Origin of the sequence: Vibrio sp. 1F279 (assembly GCF_041439815.1) — a bacterium.
Taxonomy (GTDB): domain Bacteria; phylum Pseudomonadota; class Gammaproteobacteria; order Enterobacterales; family Vibrionaceae; genus Vibrio; species Vibrio tasmaniensis_A.
In genome coordinates, this window is sequence record NZ_JBGOOU010000006.1 from 165,635 (window position 1) to 192,367 (window position 26,733).

A 26,733-nucleotide genomic window follows, 5' to 3' on the forward strand; every position below is an offset into this window, starting at 1 on the left:
AAAATAAATATTGCACAAGTGGACAGTTAACTGTAAAAAAGTGCAAAGTTTCGAGTAAATTACCACCAAACTGGGTTAAACTCTTTTAAAGAAAATTCCATTAAAGGCAGGAATAGGAAAATGAAAAAACTGCTTCCACTATTTATCAGTGCAGCAATTGGCAGCCTGAGTTCGTCAGCTTTCGCTGATACGCTAGCTGAGGTTTACGACCAAGCAAAACAGAACGATCCTCAACTTCTTCGTTCAGCAGCGAAGCGCGATGCCGCTTTTGAAGCAGTAACGTCAAGCCGAAGCTCTTTGCTACCACAAATCAACCTGAACGCGAACTACGATATCAATCGCGGAGAGCGTGACTACGATACTGCAAGTACTTCGAATCTTGACAATAATCAATGGGGTGTTGGCATTGGTTTCAGTCAAGAGCTTTACAAACGCTCTTCTTGGATCACGCTAGATACAGCAGAGAAAAAAGCTCGCCAAGCCGATTCTTCATACGCAGCAGAGCAACAAGCTCTGATCCTTCGTGTTGCTACCGCTTACTTCGAAGTACTTCGAGCTCAAGATAGCTTAGAGTTTGTTCGTGCAGAAAAAGCCGCAGTTGCTCGTCAACTGGAACAAACTAAGCAGCGCTTTGAAGTTGGCCTTTCAGCAATCACCGATGTACATGATGCGCAAGCTCAGTACGATGGCGTATTAGCAGACGAAGTTTTAGCAGAGAACACTCTGATTAATAACTACGAAGGTCTACGTGAAATCACAGGTCAAGAGCACTCTAATCTAAACATCTTAGATACAGACCGTTTCTCAGCAAGCAAATCTTCTGAATCTGCTGTTGCACTGGTTGAGCAAGCACAAGAGAAAAACTTGAAGCTATTGGCATCACGTATTGATCAAGACATCGCTAAAGACGACATCACACTAGCAAGTTCTGGCCACCTACCAAGTTTAACTTTAGATGGTAGCTACGCGTTTGCAGGTCAAACGAATACAGCGACTACTGCTACAGGGAATGGCGACTACGACCAAGACAATCTAAACGTTGGTTTGAACCTTAAAGTACCTCTATACACAGGTGGTAGTACAACTTCTTTGACTAAACAGGCTGAATACAACTACGTTGCAGCAAGTGAAGATCTTGAAGCAACTTACCGTAGCGTTGTAAAAGATGTTCGTGCATTCAACAACAACATCAGCGCTTCAATTGGTGCGCTACGCGCTTACGAACAGTCTGTTGTTTCTGCTCAGTCGGCTCTAGAAGCTACAGAAGCAGGTTTTGATGTAGGCACTCGTACTATCGTTGACGTACTAGATTCAACTCGTCGTCTATACGATGCCAACAAGAACCTTTCAGATGCTCGTTACAACTACATCCTAAGTGTACTTCAGCTTCGTCAAGCTGTTGGCACGCTAAGCGAACAAGACATTGTTGATGTAAACGCAGGTCTAAAAGTCGCAAGTAAGTAATGCTTAAATCCTAGTTAAATACTCTAACCTGAGTATTTAATAAAGTGACTAGATTACCGTTACAAAAATGCCGCTCAATGAGCGGCATTTTTATTATCTATTGAAAGCTAACTCTCAGCTTAACCCAAAGGTTAAGCCTTGAGACGAGAAAGCTAGAAGACTAAGAGTTAGCCTCGACCACCTTTAATCGCTTTAATGATTTCAGTCGTAGAGCAACCATCTTCAAAGTTAAGTACTTTAACTTCACCGCCAGCCGCAATCACTTCCGCACCACCAGCAATCTCTTCAGGTTTGTAATCACCACCTTTCACAAGAATGCTTGGAAGAACTTCAGAGATCAAACGTTGCGGTGTATCTTCAGAAAACGGAACAACCCAATCAACCGCACCTAAACCAGCTAGTACCGCCATACGACGATCAGTTGGGTTCACAGGACGACCTGGACCTTTTAAGCGTTTCACTGATTCATCCGTATTCACAGCAACGATCAAACGATCACCTAACTCAGCAGCATGGTTCATGTAAGAGACATGTCCCGCATGCAGGATATCAAAGCAGCCATTAGTCATAACGACTTTCTCGCCTTTCGCACGAGCACGTTTCACCGCTTCAACTAGGGCAGCTTCAGAGATCACACCGTAGTCAGTATCTTGGCTACCATGAATCGCTTCCGCTAACTCAATCGTAGACAACGTCGATGTACCTAGCTTGCCGACTACCACGCCAGCTGCAGCATTTGCTAATGCACACGCCTCATCAAGTGGCTTACCTGCAGCAACTGAAGCTGCTAATACTGAAATAACCGTATCACCAGCACCAGTAACGTCATACACTTCTTTCGCTTGGGTCGGTAAGTGGAATGGTTCTACGCCTTTGCGGAGCAATGTCATGCCATGCTCACTGCGAGTCACTAGCAAGGCTTCAAAATCAAACTCTTCGATTAACGCTAGCCCTTTTTCGATCATTTCATCTTCAGACTTAACCTTACCGGCAACCAGCTCAAACTCCGCCATGTTTGGCGTAAGTAATGTCGCCCCACGGTAGCGTTCAAAATCTGCACCTTTAGGATCAATAAACACCGGAACGTTCGCTGCGCGCGCTTTTTGAATAAAGCTCTGCACATGCTCCAAAGCACCTTTCGCATAGTCAGATAAGATTACCGAGCGTACATTAGGAAGAGCTTGCTCCATGCGAGATAAAACAAGTTCAGGATCCGTGTTCTCAAATTTGTCTTCAAAATCAAGACGGATTAACTGCTGTCCACGGCTCATGACACGCAACTTTGTGATGGTCGGGTAATCTTCTAACTCAACAAAATCACACTTAACCTTTAATGCACCCAAGGTATTTTTCAACACCTCAGCAGGCTCATCTTTTCCAGTTAAACCAACGATATGAGCATGACCACCAAGCGAGGCAATATTCATTGCTACGTTGGCAGCACCACCAGGACGCTCTTCGTTATTTTCTACTTTAACAACGGGCACAGGTGCTTCTGGTGAAATACGGCCAGTAGGGCCATACCAGTAACGGTCAAGCATTACATCACCGACAACAAGAACGCCTGATTGGCTGTAGTCAGGTAGAATTGGTTTCATTGTGGATCTCCAAAAATCGAATCTGGCTAGAGTCTAGCACACTGATTACAGTGGCTAAACCATAGAAAAATGAGTGAAAGCCTAACTCGATAGATACTCTAGTAGCTAAGAAGTCGATAAGCGATCACTAAATGATAATGACGTAACCGTTAAGAAATAGTTCCGTTACGCTTCCATCCATTGCTTCCATGCCTGAACAACATGTTCCCTTTCCATTTTAAATTTATCAATCGCCACGTCCGCATCAAGGTTGAGTAGGTTGCGGTAATGGATTTCATCTCTTAATGCTGTATAGGCACTAGTTAATGCCATGCCTTGCTGTTCGTCCATAATCCCTTGTGACAACAGACTTTCAAAGATTCGTACATTGTCACACCAACGAGTCAACTTAGGTTTTTCATTACTGTATCGAAGTACTAAATATTGCGCCAAAAACTCAATATCGGTGATACCACCCGCATCTTGTTTCAGCATGAATCGATCGGCTTTTTTTCCACCGAGGTGCCCGCGCATTTTTTCACGCATATCGACAACGGATTTTTTAAGTACAGCTTCATCTCGAGTCAAACACAAAATCTCATGGCGAGTCTTGTTAAATGCCGAAGCCAATAAGTCATCACCATAAATCATACGAGCGCGAGTCAAAGCTTGGTGTTCCCAAGTCCACGCGTCATTGTGCTGATACTCGTCAAAAGCATCGGTTGGACTCACCAATAAACCAGAGACACCTGAAGGACGTAAGCGAGTGTCGACCTCGTACAAAATACCAGAAGCAGTTCTGGTCGAGAAAATATGAATAATGCGCTGCGCCAATCTCAGATAAAATTGGCGTCCGTCGATCTCTTTTTTACCATCAGTATAGATGTGTACCGGGCAATCGTGCATGAACACAATATCAAGATCGGAGTTATAACCAAGCTCCCAACCGCCGACTTTGCCGTAACCAACCACGGCGAAGCCACGGCCTTCACGATCTTTAACGTGGGTAGGCTCCCCAAACTTGGCTGTCACTTGTAACCAAGCTTGATTAATGCCGGCCTCAACAATCGCTTCTGCTAAATAGGTTAGATGGTCGCTTACCTTCATAACAGGCAAAACGCCCGCAATATCAGCGGCTGCAATTCTCAAGATACAAGTCTGCTTAAACTGACGCAGCCCCTCCATCTGTTGTTCCATGTCATCTTCAGGAATACGGGCTAGATAATCACGTAACTCGGTCTTGTAAGACTCTAAAGGCACGGGGTTATAGAGTTGCTGCGGATCAATAAGTTCATCTAACAGAATTGGGTAACGACCCAACTGCTCCGAGATCATCGGGCTCGCTGTACATAAGCGAACGAGTTGAGTGAGGGCAGCGGGGTGCTCATCCAATAGCTCAAGATACGTGGTGCGTGTAACGATTTTTTGCAACAGATGCAGCACTCGAGACAAACCAAATTCAGCATCCTTGGCGGTATAGAGCGCTTGAAACACTTTGGGCATTAATCGATTGAGTACTTCACGTCCACGAGGGCCAAGGGTTTTCTTAGCCAAATCAGCTTTGAATTGGATAATGGTTTTCGCCGCTTGCTGCGGGTTAGCAATCGCGATGTCATGCTCTAGAACCTGCTCAATCACATCTTGCTTATGAGCCATATCCCACAACTCACTAAAGTGACTCGCGATTGGGTTAGCATCATCTTCATCAACCCCAATTAGGTCTTCGAATACGGTGTGAACATTCGCCATATGAGCACGTGTCGCATCAATCAAACCATCCCAATCTGCAAACTGCATGGCGACAGCAAGTTGCAACTGTTCGAAATCGCCATCAGGTAAGGTTTGAGTTTGCTTGTCTGCCATCGCTTGTAATAGGTTCTCAAGGCGGCGTAAAAACAGGTATGCCTCACGTAAGTGACCGACTTCTTCTGCTTCTAATAAATGAAGAGATTCAATCGCACTTAGCGTCTCCAACAAACCTCGACCACGAAGGCTCGGTTCACGTCCACCACGAATCAGTTGAAAGACTTGAGCAATAAACTCGACTTCACGAATACCACCAGAGCCAAGCTTAATGTTGTTTGATAAGCCACGACGTCGCACTTCGCTACTGATCATCGACTTCATTCGACGCAAAGATTGAATGGCACTGAAATCAATATAACGACGAAAAACAAACGGACGCAGCATCTGGCGGAGCTCTTGGTATTCAGGGTACATTTCGCTGCCCATCACACGCGCCTTAACCATTGCGTAGCGTTCCCAGTCACGGCCTTGTTCTTGGTAATAGTCTTCAAGAGCAGCATAGCTCATGACCAAAGGGCCGCTCTCCCCGAATGGACGCAAGCGCATGTCGACTCGATAACAGAATCCGTCAAAGGTTTGCTGATCAAGCGCCTTGATAATACGTTGCCCCAAACGCGTGAAGAACTGCGCGTTGGCGATACTTCTTCTTGCTCCTTGGGTTTCACCATTCTCAGGGTAAGTAAAAATTAGATCGATATCGGAAGAGAAATTCAGCTCACCGCCACCTAACTTGCCCATACCTATGATCAACATAGGCTGCGCTTCACCTTGCTCGTTACAAGGTGTGCCCCACTCTTTACAACAAATATCGTACTGCCATTGATAGGTCTCGAAGATCATCGCCTCTGCTAGCATCGACAAATGATTTAAGCTCTGTTCTAGATCCCATGAGCCCATAAAGTCACGCCAAGCAATGTAGATCATCTCTCGATTACGGAATTGACGCAGTACACGTTGGCCGCTCATTTCATCAGCACAACCAGAAAGTAACTCGGCCAAACGCTTACGATACCCTTCCGCGCGCTCTTCACATCTCAGCATCTCTGGCAAGGTGCTGGATAAAATCGAGTCACGCTGTAAACAATCACCAACAAAACAGCTCAAGCCTAATACACGCTTGAGCTCGGCAATCAATGACTCAGGCCAAGTGTTAATGGCGTCACTTTGATGCTCTAATAATTGCTCAAAAGCAGACTGGGAATGAGTGACGAGTAGAGAAGGCAATGGCATGTTTCTTCCTTGTGTAAGCTGCGCACCGAACAATTGGTTTGTCGGTTCGGTTCTTCAATAACGAGTTCTAAAAACTAATGATTAGTTATACCAAAGTTCTGCCAATAAAAAACGCCCGCATTAGCAATGTGGGCGTTTTATCAGTGAACTTATCAAGCAAAGCCTTTATCTCTAATAACAAGTCTCCGTGGCCAAACCTCTAGGAATAGACCTATAGATCTTGCGAACTAGAGCTCAAGACCGAGAACAGGGGATTAAACCTTAAACTGCTTAATCTTACCGTCTAGCTCTTGTGCGTTGCTTTCCATGATCTCAGAAGTCTCGAGAAGCTCACCCACCACCACTACGGAGGCTTCAACAAGCTCACGAACATTGGTCAAGTTGACACTCATCTCTTCCGCCACACTAGTTTGTTGGCCCGCAGCAGTCGCGATCTGGAAGTTCATATCATTAATCTGGTTTACCTGACTTACGATGCCATCAAGCTCAGAACCAGCGTTAGTCACTAGGTCTACGCCTTCAGCCGCTTCAACAACACTCTTTTCCATCAGCTCTACAGCCGAGTTAGCACTGCTTTGTAGATGGCTGATCATATCTTGAATTTCTACTGTCGCTTGCTGAGTACGTTGCGCAAGGTTACGAACCTCATCGGCAACAACCGCAAAACCACGCCCCGCTTCACCTGCACGCGCGGCTTCAATCGCTGCGTTCAAAGCCAATAGGTTGGTTTGCTCTGAAATGCCTTGGATAGTACCAACCACACTGCCAATCGAGTCTACGCGCTCTTCTACTTGGTTTACCGCTGCTGCAGAGGCTGCGATGTCCGAAGAAAGCTCACTCATCTTAGAAACAGAACCTTGAACGAACTTCTGACCTGTTAGTGCTTGACCTGATGCTTGCTCAGTAAGAGAAGAAGCACTTTGCGCGTGCTCAGCCACGGTTTGCACAGTAGACGTCATCTCGCTCATTGCTGTCGCTAGTTGGTCGATTTCGTTAAATTCTTCCTGAGCTGAATCTTTGGTTTCGGACATGCTGATGGTCATCACTTCCGTCAGGGCAAACAACTCATCAGAAGAGGCCACCTGAGTTTTGATCATGTCACTCAACTGGACTCGAGTTTTTTCGAGTTCTCGTGCCACATCACCGTATTCATCTTTACAATCCATATGAATTGGCACTGATAGGTTCTTATCGGCCATCGTTTTAATGGCGTCATTGAGGTATTGAGTTTGGCGAAGCATAACGCGCGCTGCCGCCAATAGAAGAACCACAAACACAATGATCATCAAGGCTGTTTGCCAAGCCACTTGAACTAGGTAAGTCTCGTAATGCTGCTGTGCAACTTGTGCATTGTTAGTGACTGCAAGTAATGAATCGTAAAACGCACTTGCGTCCCATAGCTGCTTCGAAATAATCAAGATAGTGCTGAAAACCATCAGCATGATCATTTTTGGAACGAGACGGATGTCCGAGATAATCCTTTCCCACGGCTTGAATGACAGTTTAGTCATTGTCAGTTCTCCATTAACTCTTATATATTGATGGCTTCTATATCCGCGAGATGGCTATGTCAGTCAAAGTTCGCGATTTATTTTGAGCCTCGTATGAATGTTAAATAGTATCAAAGACACCACTAAGCCGATGAGCTTATTATCACTGATTCTCTCTTTCTTAGCGTTATTTGTGATCTCAGGCTTATTGTTTGCACCGATTGATAAAGAATCGAAACAAGTTCTTATCGGCCTGGACTTTATAATCTGTAGCGTTTTTCTTTTTCAGCTCACTATTGATCTATTCAGATCACAAAATAAGAAAGAATATCTAAAAGTACACTGGATCGATTTCTTGGCAAGCATCCCTATGGTCGAGCCACTTCGATTCGCTCGCATTTTTCAGATCTTGCGCGTGATTCTCGTTCTTCGGTCAGGAAAACGTGTTTTCAGGGAGCTGTTTAGCAATCGAAAAGAAACGACACTCGCCTCAATTATTTTGCTATTGGTTATTCTCCTGACCATAGGTGCAGGAACAATACTGCTGCTAGAGCACAAGGATCCCAATGCCAACATTACCACTGGCCAAGATGCTTTATGGTGGGCTTTCGTAACGATTAGTACCGTGGGGTACGGCGATTATTATCCAGTGACGAGCTCAGGCAAGTTAGTCGCTTCTCTGGTGATCATTTGTGGTGTGGGTGTTTTTGGTATGATTTCAGGGTTGATTACTTCTTTGATCACCTCTCCAACTCGCCATGACAATCAACGAGCTGAAAACAAAGAGAAGCACCTTGAGAAGATCATTGAGCAACAACAGAAAATTCTCGAACGACTAGAAAAGCTGGAACAACAAACAAAAAAATAGGGCCGAAGCCCTATTTTCAATTTCATGTTGTTATGAAACTCAGTCTTGCCAATACGGCTCAACTTCTACACTTATTTGGCGTGTCTGTTCCATCGCATGCAGAATAGACACCTCTTGACGAGCTAACCAACGCTCTAGCTGAACCTTCTCATCGCCTTCTAACTTCTCAGTCAAAGGCTCTAATGTTTTAAGTGCCAGCAAATCGTCAATACCTTGCACCATATCGGCCCATGGCAAGCGGAAACTGTTTCGTTCATCGTCATCATACAAACTCGCGAAACCAACACCAGAATATAGGTTTCTCATCAAACGATATTGCTGTTCAATATACGCTTGGCTAGTCATCACTCGCTCTGGCGGGAAAGCTTCCATCAAGTCGGCCCATGTGCGATCGAGTTGCTTAACCGAAAACCATTCGATACCACGTGCCATTTGTTCACGTGCTTTTTCGTCTAAGAATGGTTGCCAGCCACGAGACAAGATCCAGCGACTCAGATCTAGCAACAAACCAGTGTAACGAGCAGAGCTCAACAAGGTAAGCAGTTCTTCGCGATCGGGAAGTTGCTCTTGCATCTCTTTAAGTTCAGCGACCAAAAACTTACGCGCATCCAATTTACGCAGTACGTGGCCTTTATCTTCGAGCAAATCTTCGAAGTGGTCATAGCTTTTTAGCCAGTCGAGTTCTTGCTCAAGCCACTTAAGCTCTTGGCGTAAAATGGCACTCGCGCGTCTTGGGACAATGCCACCATAGATGGTGAAGGTTTGACGAATAAAACTCAGCGAGTGACTGATCTCATGTAACGCTTCAATGGATTGGCGCTCGGTGAAGATCTGCTCATGATAATGCCAATGAGCGAGAGCATGCTCTAAAGATTGAATGAAACACGATTCAACAGTATCACTTTTAGCAGTATCAACTAAGGTCAAAGGAGTGACTTCATCTCCTTGATAACCTTGAGCAAGGCGGTAACCCTTAGCGGCTTTGCTTAGATTACCTAAACGCATGCCACCTTGTTCACAGAATTGACGAGACAGTGTAAACAGAGCATCTGTTTGACCGGACTTAAGTTCCAATTCGACTTCACAAATCGGTTCTTGCAGTTCGCCTGATTCAACAAAACCTTGATCGAATGCGACCTCGACTTGACTGCCATCAGGCATACCAATCAACCACTGCTCACGTGTGAAGTTGGTAGAAAATAGAGGAGTCAACTCAGCTTCCAGCGTTTCGATGTCTTTGCCCGCTGGCCAGGTGTCCTCTGGATGTAGGGCTAGCTTAGGTTCATTGCTGTCATGTTCTGCATTGTATTCAGGCCTTTGATGCAGGCCTGCAACCACACGACCAGCCGTCTTTACGGTTTGTACAAATACGTCATCAAAGCGTCGAATGCGCAAGCCAGTATCGTGCTTACGTAACCAGTTATCGGGGGTGTCAAAGTAGATGTTACCTAGCTCACGACAACTGTGCTGAAGTACTTTAGTTTCAGCAATTTTATTGCGTAAAGTCTCTGAAAAATCAGGAGAAACAAAAAACTTCAGTTCTATCTCGTTTTCCATAGTTATACCTTTCTGTGAAGATAGGGACAGGATATTGCCAATTTGAAAACTCAGCAAGTCAGAAATATCGCCCTTATGATGATCTAAAACAGTTTTAATGAGACATTGATTAGGTTAACATGCGCGACTTTGTAGCCATCGCTTAACATTTCACCATGAATATGGTGTATGTTGTTTTAAGGTTATTATTTATTAGGTTGGATGACCATGCCAGTAAATACAATTATGGGGTTATTTGCAAAGTCCCCAATTAAACCTTTGCAGCGTCACGTAGTATGCGTGAACGAATGTTGTTCTCACCTAGTTAATTTCTTTGAAGTTTCTTCAAAAGGTGACTGGGAGAAAGCATCAGAAATTCGAGCTCAAATTTCTCACCTTGAGAAAGAAGCTGACGTACTAAAACGTGAAATTCGCCTTAAACTTCCTCGCGGTTTGTTTATGCCAGTTGATCGCACCGATATGTTGGAGCTATTAACTCAACAAGACAAACTAGCAAACCTAGCGAAAGACATTGCTGGCCGTGTATATGGTCGTCAACTTGTCATTCCTGCTCCTATGCAAGAAAACTTCATCGCTTACGTTAAACGTTGTCTAGATGCAGCGAACCAAGCACAAAACGTAATCAATGAACTAGACGAATTACTTGAAACGGGCTTTAAAGGCCGTGAAGTAACACTCGTTGCTGAAATGATTCATCAATTAGATGTAATTGAAGATGACACGGACGCGATGCAGATCGAACTACGCCAACAACTAATGGCGATTGAAGATGGTCTGAATCCAGTTGATATCATGTTCTTATACAAAATTCTTGAATGGGTTGGTGGTATTGCAGATCAAGCACAGCGTGTAGGCGCTCGTCTTGAAGTAATGCTTTCTCGATCTTAAATCATACGTTAACTATATAACGAAGAGCATTTTTTGAACAAACCACTTATGCGCTGAGTATTTCTCTCGCTGAGCGGTTTTTTGCGTCTAAATTTGTTCCGCTTGTTATCAAACAACTAGGTATTACGATGGATATCCTTGCTAACTACGGCACTGTCCTGATTATTGTTGCAGCAGCTTTCGGTTTCTTGATGGCTATTGGTATTGGTGCAAATGACGTTGCGAACGCAATGGGCACTTCAGTAGGCTCTAAAGCTCTAACCGTTAAACAAGCGATCATTATCGCAATGATCTTTGAATTCGCAGGTGCTTACCTTGCGGGCGGCGAAGTAACAGACACGATCCGTAAAGGTGTTATCGAAACATCTCTGTTTGCAGATCAACCTGACGTACTTGTGTACGGTATGATGTCTGCACTACTAGCTGCTGGTACATGGCTACTTCTAGCTTCATACATGGGCTGGCCAGTATCAACGACTCACTCAATCATCGGTGCAATCATCGGTTTTGCTTGTGTGTCTGTGGGTACTGAAGCTGTAGATTGGAACAGTGTCCAAGGCATTGTGGGAAGTTGGATTGTCACACCATTGATTTCCGGTATCTTCGCCTATCTCATATTTGTCAGTGCCCAGCGACTGATATTCGATACAGAAAACCCGCTATTCAATGCGAAGCGTTTTGTACCGGTATACATGTTCATTACTACAATGGTCATTGCACTTGTAACGATCAAGAAAGGTCTTAAGCACGTAGGCCTTCATCTAACCGGTACTGAAGCATGGTTATGGGCTGCAGGTGTTTCTGCTGTCGTCATGATTGGCGGTTACTTATACATTCAGAAGAAGTTTGCTAACCGCGAAGAAGACCACGGTTTTACTGGCGTAGAAGGTATCTTCAGCGTACTAATGGTTATCACAGCTTGTGCAATGGCATTCGCACACGGTTCAAACGACGTTGCGAACGCGATTGGTCCACTGTCTGCTGTTGTTTCAACGGTTGAGCACATGGGTGAAATCTCAGGTAAGAGCACTATCGCATGGTGGATTCTTCCACTAGGTGGTATTGGTATCGTTGTTGGTCTTGCAACAATGGGTCATAAAGTAATGGCAACCGTTGGTACTGGTATTACAGAACTAACTCCTAGCCGTGGCTTTGCAGCTCAACTAGCGACCGCGTGTACGGTTGTACTTGCTTCTGGTACTGGCCTTCCGATTTCAACCACGCAAACATTGGTTGGTGCGGTATTAGGTGTAGGCTTTGCTCGTGGTATCGCAGCTTTAAACCTAGGCGTTGTACGTAACATCGTAGCTTCTTGGATTGTGACGTTACCTGCAGGTGCTCTACTTGCTGTTGTATTCTTCTACGCAATTCAGGCTATGTTTACTATGTAATAGCCCTGACGCTAGTCAATATTAGCGTCAGAAAACGGTGAGCTTCAGTAAAGATATGTAAATACCATGTCATTATTGACTCAAACGCACAGAAAGGGAGGCTTTGCCTCCCTTCTTTGTTGCACCATATAAAAAAACTAAATATTATTTGCTCATTGAGGCTGACTCATACGCCTACTCAATTTGAATCGTTAAAGGATTTACTGTGAAAAAACTGATTAGCTTAGTTTTGTTCGCAATGCTTGCGGCTCCAGCTGCCTTTGCTCAAGACCGTTATATTGCTGACAAACTATTTACTTATATGCACTCTGGCCCAAACAATACTTTCCGTATCATAGGTAGTATTGATGCCGGCGAGAAAATCACCTACCTGCAAACTAACAAGAGCACGGGTTACACTCAGGTTCAAGATAGCCGAGGACGTAAAGGTTGGGTTGAGAGTAAGTTCGTAAGCACAAAAGAAAGTATGGCGCTGCGCATGCCTAAGCTAGAGAAAGAACTCTCTGAAGTAAAAGGCAAACTGGCGAATGCTCGCCAAAGTGCTGACAGCGAAAAAGCAGGTCTCGCAAGCTCTCTAGACTCTCGCAACAAACAGATTGCTGAACTAGAGCAGAACTACAGTGAGATTAGCCAACAGCTAACGAGCTCTCAAACTGAGAACCGTCAACTACGCGCTAAGCTAGATACTCAAAAAGATGACTTACTATTGAAGTACTTCATGTACGGTGGTGGTGTTGCTGGTATTGGTCTACTTCTTGGCCTTGTTCTGCCACACATCATGCCTCGTCGTAGAAAGTCACCAAACGGCTGGGCGTAAGCCTCGCATTTGCTAGTAGGTTCAGTATCGAATATCAAAAAGGAGCACCGAGGTGCTCCTTTTTATTTGTCTGGATTTATCATTCAAGTCACAGCGCTAACATCAATCACAGTAAGTAATATCGATAGTACTAACCTTTCCACTCATACAAAGCTGGGATTTCTATTTTCTGCTGATTGAATTCAATGATTACCGATTGTGGTTTAATCTCAAGCAACTGAATACCCCGCTCGATCCATTCCCCTTGAGCAACTTCATGTCCATTCACTTTTACCCAACGCTTAGTTTCGCTACTCGAGTACATGTGAGTTTGTAAGTCTAACTTAGGTAATACACCAGACAATCTATTGCCATGTGTTTCTAAATCGATGACCTGAGAATCCATATTCCCCACAGGTCTAGAATCCATCGGTTCAGATGAAACCGACTGCTCTCCCATCATTGATTCAAGCTTCAACGCTAAATCGGGTGACAACTCGGTGAGGTCTAACCCTTTCAGTAAATCACGGTCCGATTGCAGCGTGGCATTATCATTATTCGTTCCAGGTTGAACTGACGGTTCAATAGATAATGGCTCTAAATTCGTTGCTGCTTGATTACTAGTATCTACATTTGCCAATATCGCTTTTGAGTCACTAGCGATATTACCGATGTCGGTGCCCATCTTTGCATGTATCTCTTGACGCGGTAGTGCTTTCAAAAGCTGGCTTACCGGTGCCGAGCGAACAGAGAATAATGCTTCATCGTCTGCATCCACTGACACTGCATCCACACTGGCACTGGCAATGTGAGGCTCAAGGTCTGATTGAAGCTTTGATTCAGGCAGAGCTACGGGGCTAGCCGAGCCTTGCTGCTGCTGTTGATTATGCGACTGGTAAGCCAGAACGCCGCCCACCAATAAAGAAGGCACCAAGACAAGGATCAGTCCCATTGTTAACGATGAACCTCGTTTGTTGCTAATCCCTCTAGCAGAACTAGGCACGTGATGGTTTTGGTAACCTTTAAAACTAGGTTTATTATTAGAAGACTGTTTAAGCTCGTGCATAATACGTGACATTAGCTTTCGCCTCCTTCTAATGACATCAACTTAGGCGAGTCGAGTTGAGCTAATCTCTGCAACCTTGCTAAGGTGCGCTTACCTGCGATGCCATCAACAGACATACCCTGCCAAGTTTGAAACGCTTCGATTTTCATTTTCAATTCATAGTCAAATACATCACTGCCCGATACGTCTTCACCCAAGACTTCTGAAAGCAATAGATCAAGTAAAGCAACCGCCTCACCTTGATAGCCCTCTTTCAGGGTCTCTCTTAGCGGCTGTTTCCAAATCGCGACATAATCACCTTGCCAAATTTGCTTTAAGGTGCGCTTAGGCATCACCAATAGCTTTTCGTTGACTAGGAGCTCAACAGACTCCTCAGACGCGCCATAAAGTACAGCAAACACAGGTTCTTGACCTAATTCCAGATTAAGAACCACGGGAACTCCAAGTTCAATCAAATATTCTAAATTGGCTTGATGTTGCTCACATACAAATACACTTTGTTGTTCACTCAAACATAGCCAATCACGAAGCGAAGATTCATACCCCCAAAGCGTGTATAGGTCCCTAATTGCAAGCGTTTGATTATTCCCTTGCCTTAAGTGATTCTGAACATCTTGTGGTAGTGCAAACTTCGAAGCCTTGAGATCTTGAACCGATATAGATTTATCATCCAATATCGGTGCTTCAGCCACAAATGAGCGTTGAGTATTCGCCGCTACTTCCGTTTTCACTTCACTGGAAGTATCCGCAGGCATCCATGAACTAATATAGGTTGGGGCGAAGTTAAAGGTCGCGATTACAAGGCCGACACTTAATGTGGCAATCCCCGCGTATTGGATTAATTTTGGAACTACATGAGTAGCACGAGTTTTCTCGACGTGATACACATCGGCCTGAAAGGACATGACCTGCTGACACGCTCGATTAACCGTTTCATTGTTCGGTAATGGCTCACCATCATGAAAAGCCAATTGCAGGGCTTTATCACACACCAAGTTAATGAGCCTTGGAATACCATGAGTATATTGGGCGATCAGCTTGATTGAACGATTCGAAAACAGCATCTGCTCGCCACCCGCCGTTTCCAAACGAAACGCGATGTACTTGCCAGTTTCTTCAGTATTAAGAGGCAGTAAGTGATAGCGACCTGTAATGCGCTGAGCTAGCTGACGTAATTGAGTGGTTTGTAAGTGCTGTTGTAATTCCGGTTGGCCGACCAACAGTACTTTTAACAACTTACGACTGTCTGTTTCTAGATTGGTTAGAAGGCGTAGCTGCTCCAATACGTCAGCAGCAAGGTGTTGTGCCTCATCGATCACCAATAAGGTTTGAATACCTTCTGCATGGCTATCCAACAAAAAATAATGAATCGCTTGGCTGAGCTGTTTGAGCGATGCTTGTTCAGGGTATTCCACCTCAAACTCATCACAGATAGCTTCTAGTAAATCCGTATTGGAAAACGTAGGGTTGAGTATAAGGCCAGCTTGAGTCTGATTATCGAGTGATGACAACATCGCTTTGGCGACCGTTGTTTTCCCAGTACCCACTTCACCAGTAAGCATCGCGAAGCCCCCACCTTCGCCTAAACCGGCTTGTAGGTTCTGCATCGCTTCTTGGTGACGCTGACTCAAAAACAAATAGCGAGAATTTGGTACAATCGAAAATGGCATCTCAACGAAGCCAAAATATTCCTTATACATGTGCTGCCCTATAATTACGATTAATGGAAAGTACCATTGCTCGCAGTAAAGTCCAGCAGTGATAAAACATTTCGAGGTGATAAGTTGCAAATATACGATAGCCTACCAAAAGACAATGGGCTACAGCGCTATCTAGTCGGTGGAGCGGTACGCGATAAGCTGCTCAATATTGATAGTTATGATAGAGATTGGGTCGTGGTAGGAAGTACCCCTCAAGAGATGGAAAGCCTTGGCTTTACTGCTGTCGGGAAAGATTTCCCTGTATTCTTACATCCAAAAACCAAAGAAGAGCACGCACTGGCTCGCACTGAGAAAAAATCCGGTTCGGGTTATACAGGTTTCGAATGTTACTTTGCACCAGATGTGAGTTTGGAAGAAGATCTCATGCGTCGAGATCTAACGATCAACGCCATCGCTCAAGATGACAATGGCCAACTTTACGATCCTTACCATGGCCAAAAAGATCTCTCTGATCGTATTCTAAGGCACGTCTCGGATGCCTTTGTTGAAGATCCTCTTCGTGTGCTGCGTGTGGCTCGCTTCGCCGCCAAACTCCATCATCTCAACTTTACGGTTGCATCTGAAACCATGGTGATGATGAGTGAGATAGTGCAATCAGGTGAACTGGCACACCTCACTGCCGAACGAGTTTGGCAGGAGTGGCATAAATCTCTTAGTACTCCGCACCCTGAAGTGTTCCTTTCTATACTGAAAGAGTGTGGCGCATTAGCTGTTGTGTTGCCTGAAATTGACGCTCTATTTGGTGTGCCTCAACCTGAAAAATGGCACCCTGAGATCGACACGGGCATTCACACTCTGATGGTGGCTAAACAAGCAGCACTCTTAAGCCAGTCATTGCCAGTACGCTTTGCCGCTCAAGTACATGATTTAGGTAAAGGCGTCACGCCAGAAAGCGAGTGGCCAAGCCACAAAATGCATTGCCATACAGGCTTAAAAATCATTAAGAAGCTGTGTGAAAGAGTCAGAGTGCCCAATGAATTCAGAGACCTCGCACTGTTAGTGTGCGAACAGCATTCCAATATCCACCGTGCAGGCGAGCTAAAGCCAACCACCTTCCTCAAGGTTCTCAACAAATTCGATGTTTGGCGTAAGCCAGATAGACTCGACGATATACTGCTTTGCTGCCAGGCCGATCACGCAGGCCGAAAAGGATTAGAAGATCAGCCTTACCCTCAGAAAGCGCGTTTTGAAGTGGCTTACCAAGCAGCGCTTCAAGTCGAAGTGAAATCGATTATTGCCGATGGTTTTCAAGGTAAATATATTCGAGAAGAACAAGAAAAACGCAGAGCGGTCGCAATTGAAAGGGCCCTATCTGAACTCGCTGATAATTAAGCATTAGAAGATTGATAAACACGTATCAAAAAAACCGCTATTAGGCGGGTTTTTCCGTTTCAATCTGTAGGACCATACATGTGTCTTCGTAAGTCGAGCGCTACTGCATCATCAAGAAAGCGAATAGACCAAAACCTAAAATCAAGCGGTAAATAACAAACGGCGTCATACCCATACGAGAGATAAGCTTCAAGAAGAAGTGAATACAGATATAAGCACTAATGAAAGAAACCACGATTCCCGTTAGCAAAGTACCAACATGGATTGGATCACCACTGGTCACTAACTTCAGGCCCAAATAACCACCAGCCAGAGTGATGATTGGGATAGACATCAAGAAAGAGAATCGAGCCGCCGCTTCACGTGTGAAACCAAGGTAAAGTGCTGCGGTAATCGTTGCGCCAGAGCGAGACGTACCTGGGATGATCGCCATTGCTTGAGCAAGACCAATAAACAGCGCCTTTTTCCAACCCGCTTGGTATTCGTCATCACGCAGGCTTGAGTTCTTATCCACCCACCATAGCAACAGACCAAAGATAATGGTGGTCGTCGCTATCACCCATGCACTGCGCAAGTAAAGCTCAACAATATCTTTCATCAACAAACCAAAGATACACGCAGGAATCGTCGCGAGAATGATCATCCACGCTAACTTCGCTTCTTTACTGCGATCGCCTTTAAACACTGAACCAAAGAATGCGCTCAACAGAGAGACCACTTCTTTACGGAAATAGATAACCACGGCTGCCAAAGTACCGACATGGACAGCCACATCAAAAGCCAAGCCTTGATCTTCCCAACCTAAAACAGCAGAAGGAAGGATTAAGTGTGCAGAACTGGAAATAGGTAAAAACTCAGTAAAGCCTTGCACCAACGCCAACATAAACGCTTCAAAATAACTCATTACTTGCCTTCAAATTATAGTTTCATATCTACAACAGAGAGTGTGTCTAATTGCTGCATATTCTGCCATATTTCACTGACGGTTCTTCCATCTTGCGGGATCACTCTCGCAGGACAGAGATCATAAAGTGGTTGTGTTACAAAAGAATATTTATAGATATCACTGCGTGGTAATTCTGGCTCGCTCTCAGAAACCACCTCTCCAAACAGCACAATATCAAGATCGAGCTTTCGATCTTGAAGCTTATGGGCATCTTGAGGGCGACCCCATTTAAACTCAATTTCACGGAGGTGCTGTGAAAATTCAGTCAATGAGAGTGATGTATCGATCTCAACCACAAAGTTATAAAACGAGTGGCTTTTAAACCCCACAGGCTCACAGTGATAGATCTTAGAGCATTTAAGGTTAGTCCCTAATGATTGAAGCTCTGTCCATGCCACCCTTGCATGCTTGTCGCGGTCTATGTTCGTGCCAACACCAACATAGGCTATTGTCATGCTTGACCTCTTTCGATGATCACACCCACGGCTTTTGCTTGTGGTACTGCGCCAGGCTTCGCTAGACGAATTTTAATCCAAGGCACTGAGAACTGAGTCATAATCAATTCAGCGACTTCTTCTGCCACACGCTCAACCAATAGGAATCGGCCATTCGCAATGTGGTCAAGTACGGCAGTGCTGACTGTCGAGTAATCCAAAGCATCGACAACATCATCACTCTTACCTGCTGGGCGATTGTCATGAGCCATTTCAATATCAAGCACAAGTTTTTGTTTAATCTCTTGTTCCCAATCGTAAACACCGATCGTTGTAATTACTTCTAGCTGTTCAATGAAAACTTTATCCAGTGCCATGACTTGTCCTTTTAGAGGTCGGATACCCATACCGGGGAAAAAAACGTATTATTTGCGTAATTCCAGATATGATATCAATTACTCTTAGATTGAGCATTATTTTCCCATCGTTAGGTTTATAACTGTTTAAGGAAAAACATGACCCCATTGGCACTCATCATGATTATTGCTGCCTATTTACTAGGTTCAATCTCTAGTGCGGTCTTGATATGCCGAGTCTTAAGACTTCCTGACCCAAGAACTGTGGGGTCCAATAACCCCGGAGCCACCAATGTGCTTCGCGTGGGTGGCAAAGGCGCCGCTGCGGCCGTCCTGCTTTGTGACATGCTTAAAGGCACCATTCCTGTTTGGCTTGGCTACTACCTCAAGATCGATCCCATCATTTTAGGTGTTGTGGCGATCGCAGCCTGCCTTGGTCATATGTATCCAATATTCTTCCACTTTAAAGGTGGTAAAGGCGTCGCAACCGCACTCGGAGCTATCGCCCCAATTGGATTCGATCTAACGGGCATGATCATGGCGACCTGGTTAGTTGTGGCATTTTTGTTTCGTTATTCTTCTTTAGCTGCACTGGTTACTGTGTTGCTCGCACCTTTCTACGCTTGGTTAGTCAAACCTCAATACACACTGCCTGTGGCCATGTTGTGTTGTTTGATCGTCCTACGTCACCATCAGAATATCCGCCGCCTACTCGATGGCAGCGAACCAAAACTCGGGCAAAAAAAATCGGCTTAAACTGTCATGTCTAAGCCGATCCATTTTTAAATTGAGATACGTTTAAACCAACGTAAATCTCTGTCGAGCAATACTATTCAATATCTAAAGCTTACAGCAGATGTTTATCTAAAAACGTCTTCAGCATTGTGTTCACAAACTCTGGTTGCTCTAGCGAACTAATATGACCAGCATCAGGAATCACCACTAACTCACTGCCCGTAATACAATCGTTCATTAGGTATGACTCAAGTGCCGGACGTGGTTTGTCTTCTTGCCCTACAGCGATCAAAACTGGCAGTACAAAGCTCTCTACTGCTTCAATCATATCGCGACGTCCAAAGACCATTCGACCGATTCGAGCCACTTCTTCAGCGTTCTCACCCTTAAGAGCCGATAATTTCTGAGTAAAGCCTTCCACTAAAGTTGGCGTGTTTGTTTGAGCATCATTTGCAAAGAACAATGGAACAACCGCTTCAACAATCGGTTGAGGAACCATCTTGGTTTGAGTAATGGTGTCTAACATGCTGAAGTATTTAGCATGAGCAACTTCTGGTTCTAAACCAACAAAGGTATCCATTAGAACTAAAGATTTAATACGTGCAGGTGCAAGTTCCGCTAACTCGGTTCCCCACATACCGCCAACCGATAAACCTACTACGGAAAATTCTTCGATTTCTAAATGATCAAGTAGATCCAAAATGTGTTGAGCGTAATCTTTTAAGTTGCGCATCGAGCTCGGCGCGGCTTGTGATTCACCATGAGACCAAAGCTCTGGAACAATACAGCGATACTGAGCTTTTAGAGCCTCGATCTGTGGCTGCCACATTGCACTGTCCCAAAGGTAGCTGTGGCCTAATACAACAACAGGGCCTTGACCTTCATCTAGGTACGCCATCGATTGATTGTCTACTGTGAACTTGTTCATTTTCTTCCCTAATCTCTATCAGCAATTATTTATCGACATACAGTCGGTAAGCTAGGATATAAAAACGGCCGCACTCAGCGACCGTTTATCGAAATACTATGGTTTATTTGGCGATTGGTTATGATTAAACAATCGGCTCTAGCTGGTCAATTGGCCAACGCGGTGTGGCATGGACAGATAAATCAGCCGTTTCACCATTCTTCAGGCGCTGCATGCCCGCATAAGCGATCATCGCACCGTTATCTGTACAGAACTCAGTGCGTGGGTAGTACACCTCTCCACCGATTTTCTTGGCTAATGCTTCAAGCTCAACTCGTAGTTGTTTGTTGGCACTCACACCGCCAGCAATCACGATACGTTTCATACCCGTCTCTACCAACGCACGCTTACACTTGATTACCAAGGTCGCACAAACCGCTTCTTGGAACGCATAAGCGATGTCAGCACGAGTTTGGTCATCATTGTCATTAGCACGAATGGTATTTGCCGCGAACGTTTTCAAGCCCGAAAAGCTCATATCTAGACCCGGACGATCGGTCATTGGACGTGGGAACTTAAAACGACCTGGCGTGCCTTTTTCTGCGAGTCGAGATAGCAGTGGACCACCTGGGTAATCTAAGCCCATTAGCTTCGCGGTTTTATCAAACGCTTCACCCGCCGCATCATCAATCGATTCACCAAGAATTCGGTATTCACCAATGCCTTTCACTTCTACCATCATGGTATGACCGCCAGACACCAGCAGAGCAACAAATGGGAATGGTGGAGGATTATCTTCTAGCATTGGCGCAAGAAGGTGACCTTCCATATGGTGCACTGGCACAGCAGGCACGCCCCACGCATAGGCAATACTGCGACCAATCGTTGCGCCCACAAGCAATGCACCAACCAAACCAGGGCCAGCCGTGTAAGCCACGCCATCAATATCTTTCGACGTTAGGTTCGCTTCTGCCAATGCCGCTTTAATCAGTGGAATGGTTTTTTTTACGTGGTCACGCGACGCTAGCTCAGGTACCACACCACCGTAATCGGCGTGCAGCTTTACTTGGCTGTATAACTGATGAGAAAGCAGCCCTTGCTCATCATCATAAATTGCGATTCCTGTTTCATCACAAGAGGTTTCAATACCAATAATGCGCATAATTTTCTCGGCACGCTTTCGTCTAAAATGGGAAATTAGCGCAATATTACCCTGCCTAAGCTCTTCAAACAAATATTGTACAGACTATAATCGACAAAGTGCTTTACAAAGCCACTGTGATCGGATTAAAATTCCGCACCATTTTTGATCAAGCTGGTTAATGACCAAACGCGAATAGAGAGTTAGCTCGATGGGTAACTTCTCTGATTTGGTACTGAATAACCAGCGATAATGAATAACCCCTGAGGTGAAAGGCATATGCCAATAGTTAAAGTACGTGAAAACGAACCGTTCGACGTTGCACTACGTCGTTTCAAGCGCTCTTGTGAAAAAGCAGGTATCCTTTCTGAAGTGCGTCGTCGTGAGCATTACGAAAAGCCAACTACAGTTCGCAAACGCGCTAAAGCAGCAGCTCAAAAGCGTCACGCTAAAAAGCTAGCTCGCGAAAACGCACGTCGCGTTCGTCTGTACTAATAACTTAATCCATAAGGACTGAGTTATGGCTCTTATTGAACAACTCAAAGAAGAGCAAAAATTAGCGATGAAAGCCAAGGACAAACCGCGCCTTGGCACTATCCGCTTAGCTCTTTCAGCAATTAAGCAACGTGAAGTTGACGAACGGAACACTCTGAACGACGACGACATTATTGCTATATTAGTTAAAATGGTTAAGCAACGTCGCGATTCTGTTGCTCAATATGAATCGGCAAATCGTCAAGATCTTGCTGACGTGGAAAAAGCAGAAATTACGGTACTTGAAGGCTTTATGCCTCAACCGCTAACTGAAGAAGAAGTTATTGCACTACTTGATAGCGCAATTGCAGAAGCTCAACCTGCGGGCATGCAAGACATGGGTAAAGTAATGGCTATCTTGAAACCACAAATTCAAGGGCGTGCAGATATGGGTGAAGTTAGTGGTTTAGTTCGTTCTAAACTCGCTTAATCCCAAATCAAATTGCAACAAGCCGTGCAATCCTTCGGAACGCACGGCTTGTTTGTATCTGTAACCTATTCAAACTATTATTATCCACACTCTCAGTTAGTGCATTTTTCTAAGGTTTTATGGCAGGACACATCCCGCGTAGTTTCATCGATGATCTCCTAGCGCGTCTCGACATTGTCGATATTGTGGACGCACGCGTGAAACTTAAGAAAAAAGGCAAAAACTATGGTGCTTGTTGCCCATTTCACAACGAAAAGACCCCTTCTTTCAGCGTAAGCCAAGAAAAACAGTTTTATCACTGCTTTGGTTGTGGCGTACACGGCAATGCTATCGACTTCATTATGGAGTTCGAACGTCTCGATTTTGTTGAAGCGATTGAAGAGCTGGCCTCATTTTTAGGACTTGATGTTCCTAGAGAACAGCGCAGCGGTGAAATATCTACGGCGCCAAGAGCCAACAGCGAACAAAAACGTAACCTCTACGATTTGATGGGCGGCATCAGTAATTTTTACCGCTCTCAGCTGAAAATTTCAGCTAACAAACCTGCGATTGATTACCTAAAAAATCGCGGTCTTTCTGGTGAAATCGTACAGAAGTTTGGCATTGGCTACGTCGCTGATGAATGGGACTTGGTTCGTAAGAACTTTGGCCAACAAAAAGAAGCCCAAGACATGCTCGTTACTGGCGGCATGTTGATAGAAAACGATAAAGGCAACCGATACGATCGATTCCGTGGACGCGTGATGTTCCCGATTCGTGACCGTCGAGGCCGAGTGATCGGGTTTGGTGGTCGTGTCTTAGAAGACGGCACACCGAAATACCTGAACTCACCAGAAACGCCTATCTTCCATAAAGGCAAAGAGCTTTACGGCCTTTATGAAGTGCTGCAAGCCTACCGTGAACCGCCGCAAATACTTGTGGTTGAAGGTTACATGGATGTCGTGGCATTAGCGCAATATGGTGTTGATTACTCAGTGGCATCACTGGGCACCTCGACAACCGGTGACCACGTTCAAATGTTGTTCCGCCAAACCAGCACAGTGGTTTGTTGTTACGACGGTGACCGAGCAGGTAAAGAAGCGGCGTGGCGCGCACTCGAAAATGCACTTGAATACCTGAAAACAGGTAACACGCTCAAGTTTCTGTTCTTGCCAGACGGTGAAGACCCAGACAGCTATATTAGAGAACACGGTCAGGCTGCTTTCGAACAGCTCGTCCACAATGCGACACCGCTTTCTACTTACTTGTTCGATAATCTTATTGAGATACACAAGTTGAACTTGGGAACAACGGAAGGGAAGTCGGCACTGCGAGCACACGCAAGCGCCTTGATTAACAAAATCCCTGACAGTTATTTCCAAGAACTGCTCGAGAAATTATTGGATGAGCGTACTGGTTTTGATAACCAACTGAGACGAGCTCGTGTTCATACTAAGAACCCGACACCTCAACCGCATAAAGAACTGAAACGCACTCCAATGCGAGAAGTTATCGCTTTGCTTATCCAAAATCCGAGCTATGCTGATATGGTACCGGATTTATCAAGTGTCAAAGGCTTACAGTTGCCTGGACTAAGTTTATTCGTCGAAGTACTTGATAAATGCCACGCGCATCCCCATATCAACACAGGCCAATTATTAGAGCATTGGCGACACAATAAACATGAGGCGCTTCTGTCTCGTCTCGCGAGCTGGGAAATCCCCCTCGACGAAGACAATCAAGAAGACATATTTTTAGACTCATTGGACAATATCCTTGCCCAGTGCGTTGAAAAACAAATTGAAAACCTGCAGGCCAAAGCAAGAAGTGTCGGTTTATCAGCCGAAGAAAAAAGGGAGCTACTAGCTTTAATGCTAGATCTAAAAGCGTAACCCTGTTTGATTAGTCAGCATTTAATAAATTTGTTAACATAATTGGTTTGCATTTGAGAATGCAACGTCCTTCACCAGACCTGAAGTTGGATATCATCTATGGATCAAAATCCGCAGTCACAGCTAAAATTACTTGTTATTAAAGGCAAGGAACAAGGCTATCTGACCTACGCCGAAGTAAACGACCACCTACCTGCAGAAATCGTGGATTCTGAACAGGTAGAAGACATCATTCAAATGATCAATGACATGGGTATCAAGGTAGTAGAAACTGCACCTGACGCTGATGATCTAGCACTTAATGATGACGATGCCAATATAGATGAAGATGCAGCTGAAGCTGCTGCTGCTGCGCTGTCAAGCGTAGAAAGCGAGATTGGCCGTACAACTGACCCAGTTCGTATGTACATGCGTGAAATGGGTACAGTTGAACTACTGACTCGTGAAGGCGAAATCGACATTGCGAAGCGTATTGAAGATGGTATCAATACTGTTCAATTATCTGTAGCTGAGTACCCAGGCACTATTCCATACATCTTGGAACAGTTTGACCGCGTACTCGCTGAAGAGATTCGTTTAACAGATCTAATCAATGGCTTTGTTGACCCAGACGACGATGGCACAGCTGCGCCAACGGCGACTCACATCGGTTCAGAACTTGCTAAAACTGATCTAGAAGACGAAGACAAAGAAGAAGCAGAAGACGACGAGGAAGAAGAAGAGGAAGATACAGGTATTGATCCTGAGCTTGCTCTTGAGAAGTTCACAGCACTTCGCACTAGCTACCAAAACCGTCAACTCGCAATCAATGAATACGGCCATGAAAGTCCGAAAGCCACACTTGCAACGACAATGATGCAAGACGTATTCAAAGAGTTCCGTCTAACGCCAAAACAGTTCGATTACCTAGTAAACGAACTGCGTACTTCAATGGATCGCGTACGTACTCAAGAACGCCTAATCATGCGTCAAACGGTTGAGTACGGCAAAATGCCGAAGAAATCTTTCATTGCTCTATTTACTGGTAATGAATCTAGCGAAGCATGGTTGGACGAAGTTCTTGCTTCAGACAAACCATACGCTGAAAAGATCAAACGTAACGAACACGACATCCGTCGTTCTATCCAAAAGCTGGATATAATCGAACGTGAAACGTCTCTTACTGTTCAAAGCATTAAAGATATCAGCCGTCGTATGTCTATCGGTGAAGCGAAAGCTCGTCGTGCTAAGAAAGAGATGGTTGAAGCGAACTTACGTCTAGTAATCTCGATTGCTAAGAAGTACACAAACCGTGGTCTACAATTCCTGGATCTAATCCAAGAAGGTAACATCGGTCTGATGAAAGCAGTAGATAAGTTTGAATACCGTCGTGGTTACAAGTTCTCTACTTACGCTACGTGGTGGATCCGTCAAGCAATCACTCGTTCGATTGCCGACCAAGCTCGTACTATCCGTATTCCGGTTCACATGATCGAAACGATCAACAAACTAAACCGTATCTCTCGTCAAATGCTACAAGAGATGGGTCGTGAACCACTTCCGGAAGAGTTGGCTGAGCGCATGCAAATGCCTGAAGACAAGATCCGTAAAGTACTGAAAATCGCTAAAGAGCCTATCTCAATGGAGACACCAATCGGTGACGACGAAGATTCGCACCTAGGTGATTTCATCGAGGATACAACGCTAGAACTGCCTTTAGACTCTGCAACGGCAACAAGCCTGCGCGGCGCAACTAAAGACGTTCTTGCAGGCCTAACGCCTCGTGAAGCGAAAGTACTGCGTATGCGTTTCGGTATCGACATGAACACTGACCACACTCTAGAAGAAGTGGGTAAGCAGTTCGACGTTACTCGTGAACGTATCCGTCAGATCGAAGCAAAAGCACTGCGTAAACTTCGTCACCCAAGCCGCTCAGAAACTCTGCGTAGCTTCCTAGACGAGTAATTACACACTTTAGTGTGGTTAGCTTTTAAGCATAAAATAAAAAAGGTGAGCGTTGGCTCACCTTTTTTGTGCCTATATGATTTAAGTGGCTAAGATGTAAGCGGAATTGCCCCTCATAGTGTCTAGACACCAATGAATGCTTCCCCTATAATCTATGCCCTACGGCCCCTTAGCTCAGTGGTTAGAGCGCACGACTCATAATCGTTCGGTCCCCAGTTCAAATCTGGGAGGGGCCACCAAATTCCGATA

22 protein-coding genes and 1 tRNA gene are annotated in these 26,733 nt (G+C 44.9%); 12 read left to right on the plus strand and 11 right to left on the minus strand.

Going from position 1 to position 26,733, the window contains the following annotated elements; all coding sequences use genetic code 11:
- Positions 1-120: 120 nt before the first annotated feature.
- A complete protein-coding gene (tolC, locus tag ACED60_RS07060) occupies positions 121-1,464 on the plus strand; it encodes an outer membrane channel protein TolC (RefSeq protein WP_371727203.1) in 1,344 nt (447 codons plus the stop codon).
- 167 nt (positions 1,465-1,631) lie between these two features.
- Here tolC and hldE read toward each other — a convergent pair whose 3' ends face one another.
- The 3 genes from hldE to ACED60_RS07075 all read right to left on the minus strand — a co-directional run bounded on the left by hldE (position 1,632) and on the right by ACED60_RS07075 (position 7,588).
- The gene (gene hldE, locus ACED60_RS07065; protein ID WP_065680187.1) at positions 1,632-3,062 is read right to left on the minus strand and encodes a bifunctional D-glycero-beta-D-manno-heptose-7-phosphate kinase/D-glycero-beta-D-manno-heptose 1-phosphate adenylyltransferase HldE; all 1,431 of its coding nucleotides are present in this window, start codon (positions 3,060-3,062) and stop codon (positions 1,632-1,634) included.
- 165 nt (positions 3,063-3,227) lie between these two features.
- Complete coding sequence (gene glnE, locus ACED60_RS07070; RefSeq protein ID WP_371727204.1) at positions 3,228-6,077, minus strand: bifunctional [glutamate--ammonia ligase]-adenylyl-L-tyrosine phosphorylase/[glutamate--ammonia-ligase] adenylyltransferase; 2,850 nt, start codon at positions 6,075-6,077, stop codon at positions 3,228-3,230.
- Positions 6,078-6,331: 254 nt separating this feature from the next.
- Complete coding sequence (locus ACED60_RS07075; protein WP_009848975.1) at positions 6,332-7,588, minus strand: methyl-accepting chemotaxis protein; 1,257 nt, start codon at positions 7,586-7,588, stop codon at positions 6,332-6,334.
- A gap of 97 nt (positions 7,589-7,685) precedes the next feature.
- On the opposite strand from ACED60_RS07075, the gene ACED60_RS07080 reads away from it, so the two are divergent.
- Complete coding sequence (locus ACED60_RS07080) at positions 7,686-8,435, plus strand: potassium channel family protein (RefSeq protein WP_009848974.1); 750 nt, start codon at positions 7,686-7,688, stop codon at positions 8,433-8,435.
- Positions 8,436-8,474: 39 nt separating this feature from the next.
- On the opposite strand, the gene ACED60_RS07085 is transcribed toward ACED60_RS07080, so the two are convergent.
- Positions 8,475-9,992: a CYTH domain-containing protein gene (locus ACED60_RS07085; RefSeq protein ID WP_371727205.1), complete on the minus strand. Its 1,518-nt coding sequence runs from the start codon at positions 9,990-9,992 to the stop codon at positions 8,475-8,477.
- A gap of 207 nt (positions 9,993-10,199) precedes the next feature.
- Here ACED60_RS07085 and ACED60_RS07090 point away from each other — a divergent pair, with 207 nt between their 5' ends.
- From ACED60_RS07090 to ACED60_RS07100, 3 genes are all read left to right on the plus strand, one after another.
- Entirely contained in the window at positions 10,200-10,880 is a 681-nt protein-coding gene (locus ACED60_RS07090; protein ID WP_029223984.1) for a TIGR00153 family protein, read from the plus strand.
- A 128-nt stretch (positions 10,881-11,008) separates the two neighbouring features.
- Positions 11,009-12,271, plus strand: a complete 1,263-nt coding sequence (locus ACED60_RS07095) for an inorganic phosphate transporter (RefSeq protein WP_012603189.1) — start codon at positions 11,009-11,011, stop codon at positions 12,269-12,271.
- A 205-nt stretch (positions 12,272-12,476) separates the two neighbouring features.
- A complete protein-coding gene (locus ACED60_RS07100) occupies positions 12,477-13,088 on the plus strand; it encodes a TIGR04211 family SH3 domain-containing protein (RefSeq protein WP_017098289.1) in 612 nt (203 codons plus the stop codon).
- Positions 13,089-13,218: 130 nt separating this feature from the next.
- Here the strand turns inward: ACED60_RS07100 and ACED60_RS07105 are convergent, their stop codons facing one another.
- Positions 13,219-14,145 carry a general secretion pathway protein GspB gene (locus tag ACED60_RS07105; protein WP_371727206.1) on the minus strand — a complete coding sequence of 309 codons (927 nt, stop codon included), beginning with the start codon at positions 14,143-14,145 and terminating at the stop codon, positions 13,219-13,221.
- Positions 14,145-15,833, minus strand: coding sequence for an AAA family ATPase (locus ACED60_RS07110; RefSeq protein ID WP_371727207.1), 1,689 nt, complete (start codon positions 15,831-15,833; stop codon positions 14,145-14,147). The genes ACED60_RS07105 and ACED60_RS07110 overlap by 1 nt, the downstream gene beginning before the upstream one ends.
- A gap of 36 nt (positions 15,834-15,869) precedes the next feature.
- On the opposite strand from ACED60_RS07110, the gene ACED60_RS07115 reads away from it, so the two are divergent.
- Positions 15,870-17,186, plus strand: coding sequence for a multifunctional CCA addition/repair protein (locus ACED60_RS07115; protein ID WP_009847790.1), 1,317 nt, complete (start codon positions 15,870-15,872; stop codon positions 17,184-17,186).
- Positions 17,187-17,286: 100 nt separating this feature from the next.
- Here the strand turns inward: ACED60_RS07115 and ACED60_RS07120 are convergent, their stop codons facing one another.
- Genes ACED60_RS07120 through folB form a run of 3 tightly spaced genes read right to left on the minus strand, consistent with a single transcriptional unit; the run spans position 17,287 to position 18,943 of the window.
- On the minus strand, positions 17,287-18,090 hold the full coding sequence (locus ACED60_RS07120; protein ID WP_004735967.1) for an undecaprenyl-diphosphate phosphatase: 804 nt from the start codon (positions 18,088-18,090) through the stop codon (positions 17,287-17,289).
- A 14-nt stretch (positions 18,091-18,104) separates the two neighbouring features.
- Positions 18,105-18,587 carry a 2-amino-4-hydroxy-6-hydroxymethyldihydropteridine diphosphokinase gene (gene folK, locus ACED60_RS07125; RefSeq protein ID WP_009847792.1) on the minus strand — a complete coding sequence of 161 codons (483 nt, stop codon included), beginning with the start codon at positions 18,585-18,587 and terminating at the stop codon, positions 18,105-18,107.
- A complete protein-coding gene (gene folB, locus ACED60_RS07130; RefSeq protein WP_004735969.1) occupies positions 18,584-18,943 on the minus strand; it encodes a dihydroneopterin aldolase in 360 nt (119 codons plus the stop codon). Before folB ends, folK begins: the two co-directional genes overlap by 4 nt.
- A 138-nt stretch (positions 18,944-19,081) precedes the next feature.
- Between folB and plsY the strand changes: the two genes are divergently transcribed.
- The gene (gene plsY, locus ACED60_RS07135; protein ID WP_009847793.1) at positions 19,082-19,678 is read left to right on the plus strand and encodes a glycerol-3-phosphate 1-O-acyltransferase PlsY; all 597 of its coding nucleotides are present in this window, start codon (positions 19,082-19,084) and stop codon (positions 19,676-19,678) included.
- A 91-nt stretch (positions 19,679-19,769) separates the two neighbouring features.
- Here plsY and ACED60_RS07140 read toward each other — a convergent pair whose 3' ends face one another.
- A complete protein-coding gene (locus tag ACED60_RS07140) occupies positions 19,770-20,585 on the minus strand; it encodes an alpha/beta fold hydrolase (RefSeq protein ID WP_371727208.1) in 816 nt (271 codons plus the stop codon).
- Between the two features lie 124 nt (positions 20,586-20,709).
- Entirely contained in the window at positions 20,710-21,726 is a 1,017-nt protein-coding gene (gene tsaD / locus ACED60_RS07145; protein WP_009847795.1) for a tRNA (adenosine(37)-N6)-threonylcarbamoyltransferase complex transferase subunit TsaD, read from the minus strand.
- Between the two features lie 258 nt (positions 21,727-21,984).
- Between tsaD and rpsU the strand changes: the two genes are divergently transcribed.
- The 5 genes from rpsU (at position 21,985) to ACED60_RS07170 (ending at position 26,723) form a co-directional block, all read left to right on the plus strand.
- Positions 21,985-22,200 (plus strand): 30S ribosomal protein S21, encoded by a 216-nt coding sequence (gene rpsU, locus ACED60_RS07150; RefSeq protein ID WP_004396009.1) that lies wholly within the window; start codon positions 21,985-21,987, stop codon positions 22,198-22,200.
- A 25-nt stretch (positions 22,201-22,225) separates the two neighbouring features.
- Complete coding sequence (locus ACED60_RS07155; protein ID WP_371727209.1) at positions 22,226-22,669, plus strand: GatB/YqeY domain-containing protein; 444 nt, start codon at positions 22,226-22,228, stop codon at positions 22,667-22,669.
- 119 nt (positions 22,670-22,788) lie between these two features.
- Entirely contained in the window at positions 22,789-24,540 is a 1,752-nt protein-coding gene (gene dnaG, locus ACED60_RS07160) for a DNA primase (RefSeq protein WP_012603181.1), read from the plus strand.
- A gap of 99 nt (positions 24,541-24,639) precedes the next feature.
- Complete coding sequence (gene rpoD / locus ACED60_RS07165) at positions 24,640-26,484, plus strand: RNA polymerase sigma factor RpoD (protein WP_009847799.1); 1,845 nt, start codon at positions 24,640-24,642, stop codon at positions 26,482-26,484.
- 163 nt (positions 26,485-26,647) lie between these two features.
- Positions 26,648-26,723 (plus strand) — tRNA-Ile (locus tag ACED60_RS07170).
- Positions 26,724-26,733 lie beyond the last annotated feature (10 nt).

What these genes read in the sequence shown, in the direction of transcription:
- ACED60_RS07120 (WP_004735967.1), bottom strand. Translation starts at nt 18,090, where the DNA reads ATGAGTTATTTTGAAGCGTTTATGTTGGCGTTGGTGCAAGGCTTTACT.
- glnE (WP_371727204.1), bottom strand. Translation starts at nt 6,077, where the DNA reads ATGCCATTGCCTTCTCTACTCGTCACTCATTCCCAGTCTGCTTTTGAG.
- folK (WP_009847792.1), bottom strand. Translation starts at nt 18,587, where the DNA reads ATGACAATAGCCTATGTTGGTGTTGGCACGAACATAGACCGCGACAAG.
- ACED60_RS07085 (WP_371727205.1), bottom strand. Translation starts at nt 9,992, where the DNA reads ATGGAAAACGAGATAGAACTGAAGTTTTTTGTTTCTCCTGATTTTTCA.
- ACED60_RS07080 (WP_009848974.1), top strand. Translation starts at nt 7,686, where the DNA reads ATGTTAAATAGTATCAAAGACACCACTAAGCCGATGAGCTTATTATCA.
- folB (WP_004735969.1), bottom strand. Translation starts at nt 18,943, where the DNA reads ATGGCACTGGATAAAGTTTTCATTGAACAGCTAGAAGTAATTACAACG.
- ACED60_RS07075 (WP_009848975.1), bottom strand. Translation starts at nt 7,588, where the DNA reads ATGACTAAACTGTCATTCAAGCCGTGGGAAAGGATTATCTCGGACATC.
- plsY (WP_009847793.1), top strand. Translation starts at nt 19,082, where the DNA reads ATGACCCCATTGGCACTCATCATGATTATTGCTGCCTATTTACTAGGT.
- hldE (WP_065680187.1), bottom strand. Translation starts at nt 3,062, where the DNA reads ATGAAACCAATTCTACCTGACTACAGCCAATCAGGCGTTCTTGTTGTC.
- ACED60_RS07095 (WP_012603189.1), top strand. Translation starts at nt 11,009, where the DNA reads ATGGATATCCTTGCTAACTACGGCACTGTCCTGATTATTGTTGCAGCA.
- ACED60_RS07105 (WP_371727206.1), bottom strand. Translation starts at nt 14,145, where the DNA reads ATGTCACGTATTATGCACGAGCTTAAACAGTCTTCTAATAATAAACCT.
- tsaD (WP_009847795.1), bottom strand. Translation starts at nt 21,726, where the DNA reads ATGCGCATTATTGGTATTGAAACCTCTTGTGATGAAACAGGAATCGCA.
- ACED60_RS07110 (WP_371727207.1), bottom strand. Translation starts at nt 15,833, where the DNA reads ATGTATAAGGAATATTTTGGCTTCGTTGAGATGCCATTTTCGATTGTA.
- tolC (WP_371727203.1), top strand. Translation starts at nt 121, where the DNA reads ATGAAAAAACTGCTTCCACTATTTATCAGTGCAGCAATTGGCAGCCTG.
- dnaG (WP_012603181.1), top strand. Translation starts at nt 22,789, where the DNA reads ATGGCAGGACACATCCCGCGTAGTTTCATCGATGATCTCCTAGCGCGT.
- ACED60_RS07090 (WP_029223984.1), top strand. Translation starts at nt 10,200, where the DNA reads ATGCCAGTAAATACAATTATGGGGTTATTTGCAAAGTCCCCAATTAAA.
- ACED60_RS07140 (WP_371727208.1), bottom strand. Translation starts at nt 20,585, where the DNA reads ATGAACAAGTTCACAGTAGACAATCAATCGATGGCGTACCTAGATGAA.
- rpsU (WP_004396009.1), top strand. Translation starts at nt 21,985, where the DNA reads ATGCCAATAGTTAAAGTACGTGAAAACGAACCGTTCGACGTTGCACTA.
- rpoD (WP_009847799.1), top strand. Translation starts at nt 24,640, where the DNA reads ATGGATCAAAATCCGCAGTCACAGCTAAAATTACTTGTTATTAAAGGC.
- ACED60_RS07155 (WP_371727209.1), top strand. Translation starts at nt 22,226, where the DNA reads ATGGCTCTTATTGAACAACTCAAAGAAGAGCAAAAATTAGCGATGAAA.